This is a genomic window from Kitasatospora sp. NPDC051705 (assembly GCF_044453265.1).
Taxonomy (GTDB): Bacteria; Actinomycetota; Actinomycetes; order Streptomycetales; family Streptomycetaceae; genus Kitasatospora.
In genome coordinates this window covers 121430-133044 of the sequence record NZ_JBITCO010000022.1, presented here as the reverse complement: position 1 = coordinate 133044, position 11615 = coordinate 121430, and the positions used below count along the sequence as shown (strand labels likewise).

At 76.3% G+C, this 11615-nt stretch carries 5 protein-coding genes; all 5 read left to right on the top strand.

Translation table 11 applies throughout. The features are described from left to right. The first annotated feature begins 587 nt into the window (after positions 1-587). Positions 588-2675 (top strand): winged helix-turn-helix domain-containing protein, encoded by a 2088-nt coding sequence (locus ACIA8Q_RS25150; RefSeq protein ID WP_396317716.1) that lies wholly within the window; start codon positions 588-590, stop codon positions 2673-2675. A 302-nt stretch (positions 2676-2977) separates the two neighbouring features. After that, positions 2978-4996 carry a non-ribosomal peptide synthetase gene (locus ACIA8Q_RS25145; RefSeq protein WP_360209542.1) on the top strand — a complete coding sequence of 673 codons (2019 nt, stop codon included), beginning with the start codon at positions 2978-2980 and terminating at the stop codon, positions 4994-4996. After that, the gene (locus ACIA8Q_RS25140; RefSeq protein WP_396317715.1) at positions 4993-8322 is read left to right on the top strand and encodes an amino acid adenylation domain-containing protein; all 3330 of its coding nucleotides are present in this window, start codon (positions 4993-4995) and stop codon (positions 8320-8322) included. Before ACIA8Q_RS25145 ends, ACIA8Q_RS25140 begins: the two co-directional genes overlap by 4 nt. Next, complete coding sequence (locus ACIA8Q_RS25135) at positions 8319-11438, top strand: type I polyketide synthase (protein ID WP_396317714.1); 3120 nt, start codon at positions 8319-8321, stop codon at positions 11436-11438. Before ACIA8Q_RS25140 ends, ACIA8Q_RS25135 begins: the two co-directional genes overlap by 4 nt. Then, positions 11435-11614, top strand: a complete 180-nt coding sequence (locus ACIA8Q_RS25130) for an MbtH family protein (protein WP_360209550.1) — start codon at positions 11435-11437, stop codon at positions 11612-11614. Before ACIA8Q_RS25135 ends, ACIA8Q_RS25130 begins: the two co-directional genes overlap by 4 nt. The last annotated feature ends 1 nt before the right edge of the window (position 11615 follow it).

Sequence of the window (11615 nt, the reverse complement as noted above, 5' to 3'; positions counted from 1 at the left end):
CTCACAGCGCCGATGGTACTGCAGGGGGGACCCTGTGGGAGAGTAGGACGCCGCCGAACAATCATTCACGAAGAACCCCTGATCCGTTCCGGATCAGGGGTTCTTTGCGTTTCCGGGTTTTTCCCTCTGCGATCAGCGCCGCCGGACGGGCCGTAGCAGATCGGCCTGATCATGACGATCAAGTCGATCAAGCCGCGCGGGCTGCCGGCCGGAGGTCGGGACGGCCGGAATCGACGGAGAACGATCAGCCTCCCTGCCCGGACGGCAGTGGCCGACAGCGCCGCCACGAGGCGGTATGACCCACGTCACAGTGCCGAACCCTGGCTGTGCGCAGAACGTTCACATAATCTCCCGGAGCGAGTTGCCGAAGCGTGCGGTCGCGGACTGCCGGATTGCCGGTGTCCGCAACGGGGGGCCGGAGAGGGCATCTGCACATGTCGATGTTCATCGAAATCGAAGTCGAATCGGCATCCCCCTGTCCCTCGTGCCGGCTGATCCGCCGCACTTGAGGAAAACGATCCACCTGGCGAGCCGAGGCCGACCCGTCCGTCGGCCCCCTCGGTCAGGTGCTGCGTACACAGAATGAAATGTCCGCGAACGACTTCATTCGGAGGATCGACGTGAACCTGGGCAGATACGTCGCGTCAGGCGACCGTGTGGCCGCGGAACTCCTGCTCGCCGGCAACGGTGACCCCGTGGTCGACCAGGGAGTGTCCGGCATCGGGGGAGTCCCCGCACCCGACGGGGCACCGTCCGGCCTGCGGGCGGTACTCACCGCCTACGCGACCAGCGGGCTGGCCGAGGCGGTCGCCGTCCTGGGCACCGTCCGGGACGAGGGTCTCGCGGTGCGCGACCGGGTGCAACTGGCCTGCCTGGCTTCGGTCTGGTACCGCAGCTGGGGCGACGTGGACCGCAGTGCGGCCTGCGCGCGCCGCGCGGTCGCGGAGGGCCGCGGTCTGGACGCCGCGAGCCGGGCGGCCGGGCACCGGGCGATGGCCCTGCACGCCGGCCACACGGGCGACGAGGCGCTCGGCGACGAGCACCGTCGATTAGCACTGGACCTCGCGCCGTCCGGCCACCCGGCACTGCTGGGGCTGATGACCAGTCTGTACCGCGCCCGGCACGCCATCGACCGCGAGGAGTTCGGCGTGGCCCTCACGGAGGCGGAGGTCGGGGTCCGGTTGTGCCGGACGGGCGGGCACCTCGGCCTGGAACCGTTCGCGCTGAGCGTCGGTGCGGACGCGAAGTCCCGGGCGGGCCGGCTCGACGACGCGCTGGTGGACGCCGTGCATGCCGCAAGACTGCGCGAGACCACGGGAGTCCGGCACGACGAGGCCTACGGCCTGCTCGTCCTCGGGGCGGTGCACCGCCGAAGACGGGACTTCGGGCAGGCCAGGGCGGCGCTGGAGGCGGCGGCCAAGGAGCTGCCGCCCGGGCCCGCGGCCCGGGCGCTGGACGCCGCGATCCACGGCGAGCTCGGCCGGGTGGTCGTCGCCGACGATCCGGTGCTGGCCCGGCAGCACGTCCAGTCGGCCGTGGCCGGTGCGGACGGCGCGGGGCGGGCCGCCGCACTGCTGGCCCGGGCCTGGGTGGCGCTGGTCTGCGGGGACACCGGTACGGCGATGGCGGACGGCGAGGAGGCGAGGCTGATCGCCGAGCGGCGGGAGCAGCCCGCGACCGGCGCCGAGGCCATGGAGCTGTTGGGCCTGGTCGCGGTGGATCCGCGGGCCGCCGCCGCCCTGTTCGAGCAGGCCAGGCTGGGATACCGCGCGGTCGGGGACCGCCCGGGTGAGGCGCGGGTGCGGACGGTGGCGGCGGCCGAGCGCGGCGCGACGGGGAGCCGGACGGCCCGCTCCGAGGAGGAGACCCTGCGTCACCGGGGGGTGTCGCTGGCCCCCGGGGTGGCGGACGCGCTCACGGTCGTGGCCCGGCGGACGCCGCTGATCGCCGTGCTCTGCCTCGGCGGGTTCCGGGTGCTGCGGGCCGGATCCGGCATCGCCCCGAACGAGTGGCAGTCGAAGAAGGCCCGCGACCTGCTGAAGATCCTGGTCTCGGCCCGCGGCCGCCCGGTGCCGCGTTCGAGGCTGATGGAACTGCTCTGGCCCGGCCAGTCCCCGGCCGCGGGCGGCAGCCGTCTGTCGGTCCAACTCTCCACGCTGCGAAGGGTGCTGGACCCGGACCGGCGGATCCAGCACGCCAGCCTGATCGACGCCGACCGCTCGGCGGTCGCGGTCAACCTCGACCTGGTGCACGTGGACGTGGAGCGCTTCCTGATCGCCGCCTCCGACGCGTGCGCGGCGCACCGGCACGGTGACGCCGCCGCCGACGAGCTGCTGGTGGCGGCCGAGGCCCTGTACGTCGGTGAGTTCATGCCCGACGACCCGTACACCGACTGGACGCAGGAGCTGCGCGACGAGGCCCAGACGGCCTACGTCAGCGTCCTGCGCGCCCGGGTGACGCGCTCCTCCGACGTCGACCAGCGGGTCTCGTGCCTGCTGCGGATCCTGCGCTGCGACTCCTACGACGAGGAGGCGCACATGGAGCTCGTCAGGGTCCTGCGGGGTGCCGGCCGGCACGGGGAGGCGCGGCGGCGCTACCGCTTCTACGCCCGCTGCATGCAGGAGATCGGCGTCGCCCCGGCCGCACCGCACGAGTGGGCGCCGGAACCCGCCTGACGCGGAGCTCTCCCCGGGCCGGCCGGCGGGCCCTCGAAACCCGCCCCCCGGTACCGCTCCCACCCCTCTCCCCACCCTCTCCCGGTACCTCTCCCCACCGTTCTCCCCACCGTTCTCCCCGGCGTCCTGCGGTCGGCCGTCAGGGCCGTGACCAGCCGTTCCAGGCCCGCCGGAAGGCGACTCGAAGGAGACTCGAAGGCCACTCGAAGGCCGCTCGAAGACTGCCTGAACCGCCCCTGAAGAAAACCGGAAAGCCCCCTGGCGAGACTGGCCGCGCACCACCTCGACAGGGAGGAACGACGGTGAGCGACCGGCGTGATCAGGAGCGGTCCGACCGGACCACGGCGAGCGTGTCGCCCTACCCGGGCGACCGCACCGTGCACGGACTGCTGGAGGACTGGGCGGACGGGACGCCGGACGCGCCGGCGCTGCGCTACGGCGAGGCGGCGCTGACGTACCGGCAGCTGGACGAGCGGGCGAACCGCCTCGCGCACCACCTGCTCCGCAACGGGGCCGGTGCCGAGGCGAGGGTCGGTCTGGCCGTCCGCGACGAGAACTGGGTCGTCGGCGCGCTGGCCGCGCTGAAGGCCGGCGCCTGCTACGTGCCGCTGGACCCGGAGTACCCGGCCGAGCGGCTGGCGTACATGGCGCGGGACGCGGGGGTCGACGTCGTGCTGAGCACCCGCCGGCACGACGTCGACCTGCCCGGGCGGCGGATCGACGTCGACGCGCCGGACCTGGCGGCCGAACCCGCCACCCGGCCGGACGTCCGGGTCGGCCCGCAGTCCCTCGCGTACATCATGTACACCTCCGGCTCGACGGGCGGGCCGAAGGGCGTCGCCGTCACCCACCGGAACATCGTCCGGCTGGTGCGCAGCGCGGACTCGATCGAGGTCCGGCGTACGGACACCGCGGCGCAGGCGGCCACCATCTCGTTCGACGCGGCCACGCTGGAGACCTGGGGCGCCCTGCTCAACGGGGCCCGGCTGGTCGGGCTGGCCAGGGACGACGTGCTGGTGGCCGAACGGCTGCGCGGCGCGCTGGCCGCGCACGGCGTGGACGTGCTCTTCCTGCCCACCGCGCTGCTGCGGCAGGTGGCGGCGGAGGACCCGGCGGTGTTCCGCGGGCTGCGCAGCCTCTCCTTCGGCGGGGAACAGGCCGACGCCCGCACCCTGGCGAGGGTGGCCGCGCACTGCCCGGACACCGAACTGGTCAACCTCTACGGCCCCACCGAGATCACCACCTACGCCACGGCCCACCGCTGCGGGGACGTGACCGGCGCGGACCGGACGGTGCCGATCGGCCGGCCGGCCGCCAACAGCGCCGCGTACCTGCTGGACGAGGACCTGCGGCCGGTGCCCGCCGGAACCCCGGGGGAGCTGTTCCTCGGCGGGGACGGTGTGGCCCGCGGCTACCTCGGGCGGCCGGGGCTGACGGCCCGGCGGTTCCTGCCGGACCCGTTCGCGGCGGAGCCCGGCGCGCGCATGTACCGCACGGGCGACCTGGCCCGGAGGCGGGCGGACGGCGCCCTGGAGTTCCTGGGGCGGGTGGACCGGCAGGTGAAGGTGCGCGGGCACCGGGTGGAGCCGGCGGAGGTCGAGGAGGTGCTGCGGGGGCTGCCCGGTGTGGTCGAGGTCGTGGTGTCGGCCGACCGGGACCCGCACGGTGGCCTGCGGCTGGTCGCCCACGTCGTCCTGGACGGCGTCGGCCCGGCGGACGTGCGGGCCGGACTGGCCGGGCGGCTGCCCGGGTACCTGGTGCCCGCGGTGTTCGTGGTGCTGCCGCGCCTGCCGTTGAACGCCAACGGCAAGGTCGACCTGGCCGCTCTGCGGGTCCCGTCCGCCGACGGGGGCGACGACGGGAGGTCCGACGCGGACCCGGACACCGGGGCGACGCCGGCCGAGCGGGAGCTGCTGGCCATCTGGCGCGAGTCGCTCGGGGTCCCGGTCCACGGGGTGGACGCCGACTTCTTCGACCTGGGCGGCAACTCGCTGGCCGCGGCCCGGGTGCGCTCCCGGCTGTCCGCCGCCACCGGGGTGGAGGTGCCGCTGCACCTGGTCTTCGACCACCCCACGGTCGCCTCGCTCGCCGCGGCCGTGGCCGCGCTGACGCCGCCGCGGGGCCCCGCGGGCCCGGTCGCCGCCGAGGCCGCAGCCGAGGCCACCCCCGCGGTGGAGGGAGCGCAGCGCGACGTGGCCGACCTCCTGGCGGAGTTCGAGGGCCTGGATCCCGTCGGCCCCGAGCCCGGGGGCCCGGAGGCCGCGGCGGCCCCCGTGTCCGTGCGTGCCGGCCGCCCGCGAGCCGAGGAGACGATCCGATGACCGCGCCCGACCCGCTCGACCGGCTGCGCGCGCTGCCGGACGACCGCAGGACCGCCTTCCTGCGCAGGCTGCGGCAGGAGCGCGCACAGTACGACCTGCACCCGCTGACCGCCGCCCAGCGCCGGATGTGGCTGCACGACCGGCTCTGGCCGGGCAGCCCGATGTGCCAGGTGCACTTCCGCTTCGAGCTGGCGGGCCCGCTCGACGAGGACGCCCTGGTCGAGGCCTTCGACCGGGTGCTGGCCCGTCACCAGGCGCTGCGCACGGTGTTCCTGGAGATCGACGGCGAACCGTGGCAGTGGGTGCTCCCGCGGGCGCCGGAGGGCGCACGGCTGCGGCTCGGCGCCGACCACGAGGGTGGGCCGTTCGACCTGGCCGCCGCACCGCCGGTGCGGGCGACGCTGGTCCAGGACGGAGCGGAGCGCCGGGTGCTGCACCTGGAGCTGCACCACATCGTCTGCGACGGCTGGAGCATGGGCCTGCTCTTCGACGACCTCTCCCGCGCCTACGGCGGCGCGCTCCCGGGGCCGGCGCCACGGCACGTCGACGTGGCGGCCGAGTCGGAGGCCGAGGAGCTGGTGGAGTTCTGGCGCCGGCACCTCGACGGGGCGCCGGCCGCGATCGGCCTCCCGACGGACCTGCCGCGGCCGCCGGTGCTGGACGAGTCCGGCGCCGAGCTGTCCTTCGACTGGCCAGCCGAACTCGCCCACGGTACGGCCGGGTTGGCCGCCGAGGTGGCCGGCACGCCGTACATGGTGCTGCTCGCGGCCTGGCAGGCCGTCCTGTCGCGCTACGGCGGACCGGACTTCGTGGTGGCGACGCCCGTCGCCGGGCGGACGACGCTGGCGGCCGAGGGTGCCGTCGGGCTGTTCGCCAACACCGTCGCGCTCCGGGCCGCGGTGCCGGGCACGCTCACCTTCCGCGGCCTGCTGGAGCGGGTCCGCGGGACCACGCTCGCCGCGCTCGCCCACCAGGAGCTGCCGTTCGACTCCCTGGTGGACAGGCTGCGGGTGGAGCGGGACCCGGGTAGCACACCGCTCGCGCAGGTGATGTTCGCGATGGAGAGCGGCTGGGCGGAACGCCTGCGGCTGCCGGGCGTCACCGTGCACGGCGTCGAACTGCCCACCGGCACGGCGATGTTCGACCTCACCCTGACCCTGACGCCGGGGCCGGACGGCATCGCGGGCCGGCTGGAGTACCGCACCTCGCTGTTCACCGCCGCCACCGCGGCCCGGATCGTCGGGCACGTGCGCACCCTGCTGACGGCGGCGCTCGCCGACCCGGACCGCAGGATCGAGGACCTCCCGCTGCTGACGGCGCAGGAGCGGCGGACCGTCGACGCCTGGAGCGGGACCCGGCCGCCGGTGGCGCCCTGGCGTCCGGTCACCGAGCTGATCGCCGCCGTCCCGGCGGAGCGGATCGCCGTGGTCCACGGCGGCCGCCCGGGGCCCGGCACCCCGGGAGGCGACGGACCCGGCCGGGAGGGAACCGACGGCCACGGCACCCGCGAGCGGCTCAGCTACGGCGAACTCCGCGCCCGGGCCGAGCGGATCGCCGCCGCGGTGCGCGCCGCCGGAGCCGTCGACGAGACGCCGGTCGGGGTGTGCCTGCGGCCCGGGCCGGACGCCGTGGCGGCGTTCCTGGGGATCCTGGCGGCGGGCGCGGTGTACGTCCCGCTCGATCCCGACCTGCCGGCCGAGCGGCTCCGGTACCTGGTCGAGGACTCCGGCACCGCGCTGGTCCTCGCCGAGCCCGGCACGTTCGCGCTGCTGCCCGAAGGACCGACCGTGCTGACATCCGGCCCGGAGTCCGGCCCGGCCCGCGACGGTGCGCGCGACCCGCAGCCCGCCGCGTCCCGACCCGCCGTCACCCTGCGCCCGGACCAGGCCGCCTACCTGATCTACACCTCCGGGTCGACCGGCCGCCCCAAGGGCGTGGTCAGCACGCACCGCGGACTGACCAACCTGGCCGACGCGATCCGCGACCTGCTGGCGATCGGACCGGACGACCGGGTGCTCGCCTTCCACGCGCCCGGCTTCGACGCGGCCGTCTCCGACCTGCTCACCGCCCTGTGCGCCGGCGCCGAACTGCACCTCGCGCCGCGCGCGGAGCGGATGCCGGGCCCCGACCTCGCCCGCACCCTGCGGGAGCGGCGCATCACGATGGTCGACGTCCCGCCGATCGCCCTGCAGGCGATGGACCCGGCGGAGCTGCCCGACCTGCGGGTGCTGACCGTCGGCGGCGAGGCCTGCCCGGTGGACGTCGCCGAGGCGTGGCGCGCCGGACGCGCCTTCCACAACACCTACGGCCCGACCGAGGCCTCGGTGATGGTCACCGGCGGCCGCTACCGGGGCGGTCCGACGGTGCCGATCGGCCGGCCGCTGACCGGCACCCGGATCCACGTGCTGGACGACGCGCTGCGACCGGTGCCGATCGGCGTGGTCGGGGAGCTGTACCTCGGCGGGGCCGGGGTCGGGCGCGGCTACCTCGGGCGCCCGGGGCTCACCGCCGCGGCCTTCCTGCCGGACCCGTTCGCGGGCGGCGGTGCCCGGCTCTACCGATCCGGGGACCTCGCCCGCTGGCGTGACGACGGCACCCTGGACATCCTCGGCCGCCGCGACGGACAGGTGAAGATCCGCGGCAACCGGGTCGAGCCCGGCGAGGCCGAGGCGCGGTTGCGGGAGTGCCCCGGGGTCGCCCGGTGCGCGGTGGTCGTCCGGGAGGACGAGCCGGGGCGCCGGCGGCTGGTCGGCTACCTGGTGCCGGACGGCGCCGGTGCGCCCGGCGCCGACTCCCTGCGCGAAACCCTGCTGCGCAGCCTGCCGGACTACCTGGTGCCGGAGGCGTTCGTGGTCGTCCCGGACCTGCCGACGACCCCGAACGGCAAGCTCGACCACCGCGCACTGCCCGTGCCGACGACCGCCCGGCCCCGGCTCGGCACCCCGTACCGGGCGCCGCGGGGGGCCACCGAGACGGCCGTGGCCGCGGTCTGGCGGGCCGTGCTCGGCCTGGACCGGGTCGGCGCCGACGACAACTTCTTCGACCTGGGAGGGAACTCGATGCTGGTGGTGAAGGTCCACACCGGGCTGCGGGAGGCGCTCGGCGTGCGGCTCGCCGCGGTCGACCTGTTCCGCTACCCGTCCGTCGCGCGGCTGGCCCGCTTCCTCGACGCCGACGGGGGCACCGGGCGGGACACCGCCGCGCCCGCCCGTCCGGCCGCGGCCGCCACTGCCAGCACTGCCGCCACCGCCACGACCACCGCCCCCGGACGGCGGGCCCTGGCGGCCCGCACCCGGCGGCTGCACGCGGGGGAGGGGGAGTCATGACCGAGGACGGTGGACTGGACATCGCCGTCGTCGGGCTGGCCGGCCGCTTCCCCGGCGCCGAGGACGTGACGGCCCTGTGGCGGGCGCTGCTGGACGGCCGCCCGACGACCAGCCGGTTCACGCCGGAGGAGCTGGCCGGCTCGGTGCCCGCCGCGGAGTACGGGCGCCCGGACTACGTGCCGGTGTTCGGCGTCCTGGACGGCGCGGACCGCTTCGACGCGGGCTTCTTCGGCTACTCGCCGCACGACGCCCGGCTGATCGACCCGCAGCAGCGGGTGTTCCTGGAGTGCGCGTGGCAGGCGCTGGAGTCGGCCGGGCACGTCGCCGACGTCGACGAGCTCGCCGTCGGGGTCTACGGGGCCACCGGGATGAGCGGCTACCTGCTCCACCACCTGCTGCCCGCGGGGGAGGCCGTCGGTTCGGAGTACGAGATGTCGGTGGCCAACGACAAGGACGCGGTGGCCACCCGGGCCGCCTACCACCTCGGTCTGCGCGGCCCGGCGATGGCCGTCCAGACGGCGTGCTCCTCCTCGCTGGTCGCGGTGCACCTGGCCGGGCAGGCCCTGCTCGCGGGGGAGTGCGACGTGGCGCTGGCGGGGGCCGCGCACGTGCGGCTGCCGCTGCGGGCCGGCTACCGGTACGAGGCCGGCGGCATCATGGCCCGCGACGGGGTGTGCCGCCCGTTCGACGCGTCGGCCACCGGGACGGTCGGCGGCAGCGGGGTCGCGGTGGTCGTGCTGCGGCGCCTCGCGGACGCGCTCGCCGACGGCGACACCGTCCACGCCGTGCTGAAGGGCTCCGCGGTGAACAACGACGGCCGCGCCAAGGTCGGCTACACCGCGCCGAGCGTCGAGGGCCAGGTGGACGTGGTGCGCACCGCCCATCTGGCGGCCGCCGTGGACCCGGCGACGATCGGGTACGTCGAGGCGCACGGCACCGGCACCGACCTCGGCGACCAGGTCGAACTCGCGGCCCTGCGCGAGGTGTTCGGCTCCTCCGGGGGGCGGCGCGCGCTCGGCTCGGTCAAGGCCGTCACCGGGCACCTGGACGTCGCGGCCGGGGTCACCGGCCTGATCAAGGCCTGCCTCGCCGTGCGGCACGGCGTCGTCCCGCCCAGCCCGTACTTCGCCACCGCCCACCCCGACCTGGCCGGGGACGCCTCCTTCCTCGTCGGCACCGCGCCGGCGCCGTGGCCGGTGGTGGGACCGCCCCGGCGGGCCGGCGTCAGCTCCTTCGGGATCGGCGGCACCAACGCCCACGTCGTCGTCGAGCAGCCGCCGGAGCCCGCGGTGCTCCCCACGGCCCGCACCGAGCACGTGCTGGTGCTGTCGGCCAGGACGGCGCCGGCGCTGGACCGGGCCCGGGAGGAGCTGCGCGCCCACCTGGCCGGGGCCGGGGCGGACCTCGAACTCGCCGACGTGGCGCACACCCTGAGCCGCACCCGGCGCCGGTTCGAGCACCGGCTCGCGCTGGCCTGCCGGAGCACCGGGGAGGCCGTCGACGCGCTCTCCCGCCCGGCGGCCCTGGACACGGCCGACGGCGAGGACACGGACGGCACGGTCGCCTTCCTCTTCCCGGGCCAGGGCGCGCAGCACGCGGGCATGGGCGAGGAGCTCTACCGGACGGAGCCGGTCTTCCGCGAAGAGCTGGACCGGTGCGCCGACACGCTCGCCCCGCTGCTCGGCCTCGACCTGCGCGACGTCCTCCACCGGGCCCCCGACGACGACCTGCTGCGGCAGACCCGGATCACCCAGCCGGCGCTGTTCGCCGTCGAGTACGCGCTGGCCAGGCTCTGGGAGCACCGCGGTGTGCGGCCCGCGGCGGCCGCCGGCCACAGCGTCGGCGAGTACGCGGCGGCCTGCCTGGCCGGGGTGTTCCGGCTGCCGGACGCGCTGGCGATCGTGGCCGCCCGGGGGCGGCTGATGCAGTCGCTGCCGCCCGGCGCGATGCTCTCCGTGCCGCTGCCGGCCGCCGAGTTGGCGGCCCGGCTGCCGCAGGGGGTGGAGCTGGCCGCGGCCAACGCGCCGGCCCTCTCCGTCGCCTCGGGTGCACCGGGGCCGGTCGCCGAACTCGCCGCGAAGCTGCGCGCCGAGGGCCTCGACTGCCGGGAGCTGCGCACCTCGCATGCCTTCCACTCGGCGATGATGGAGCCGGTGCTGGGCGAGTTCGCGGAGTTCGTCGGCCGGTTCGAGGCGCGGGCCCCGCGCTTCCCGGTGCTCTCCGGCCTCGACGGGGAGCCGCTGTCCGCCGCCGACGCCGCCGATCCGGCCTACTGGGCGCGGCAGTTGCGCGAGCCCGTCCGGTTCGACGCCTGCGTCCGGCGGCTGCTCGCCGGGCCGTCCGCGCTGCTGGAGGTCGGCCCCGGCGCCGCCCTGACCACCCTGGTGCGTCAGCACCGGGCCGGCGGGGGGCGGAGCACGCCCTCGCTGCCCGGGCCGAGAGAACAGGGCGGCGAACGGCTGGCGATGGCCGCCGCGACGGGCCGGCTGTGGCTGGCCGGGGTCGACGTCGACCTGCACGGGGGCGGGCCGCCCGAGCGCCGCCGCCGGGTGCCGCTGCCGACCTACCCCTTCGAGCGGGAGCGGCACTGGGTCGAGCAGCCCGGCGCGGCCGCGCCGCGGACCGCGGAGCCGGCCGCCGCACCCGGGCCGGCCGGGACCCCGGAGGAGGTCGTCCGGCGGATCTGGAGCGACCTGCTCGGCATCCCCGAGATCGGCCCGGACCAGGACTTCTTCGGTCTCGGCGGGCACTCGCTGCTGGGCACCAAGGTGGTCGCCCGGATCCGTGAGGCGCTCGGCGTCGACCTGCCGGTCGGCGCGCTGTTCGACACACCCACCCTCGGCGGCCTGACGGCCACCGTCACCACGCTCCTGGCCGGGCGGGACGGGCCGCAGGAGCCCGCCGTGCAGGACCCGCCGCGCCGGCCCGCCGGGCCGGACCCGGTGGCGGACGAACCCGGCGTGCCGGACTCCGCCGCGCAGGAGCCCGCAGCGCCGGAGCAGCCGGACGGCCTGGCCGGGCTGCTCGCCGAGATCCGGGCGATGACGCCCGCACAGGTCAGACAGGAGCTCGGCGGCCAGGCCCCGGGCGGGACACCGAGGGAGGACCGGCCGTGACCGGGGACCAGCACTACCGGGTCGTCGTCAACGACGAGGAGCAGTACTCGATCTGGCCCGCCGACCGGGAGGACGCGCCGGGCTGGCGCGACGCCGGGTACCGCGGCACCCGGGCGGACTGCCTGGAGCACGTCGAACGCGTCTGGACCGACATGCGCCCGCTCGGCGCCCGCTGAC

Coding starts and splice junctions, on each gene's coding strand:
- ACIA8Q_RS25150 (WP_396317716.1), top strand. CDS start 588: ATGTCCGCGAACGACTTCATTCGGAGGATCGACGTGAACCTGGGCAGA.
- ACIA8Q_RS25140 (WP_396317715.1), top strand. CDS start 4,993: ATGACCGCGCCCGACCCGCTCGACCGGCTGCGCGCGCTGCCGGACGAC.
- ACIA8Q_RS25135 (WP_396317714.1), top strand. CDS start 8,319: ATGACCGAGGACGGTGGACTGGACATCGCCGTCGTCGGGCTGGCCGGC.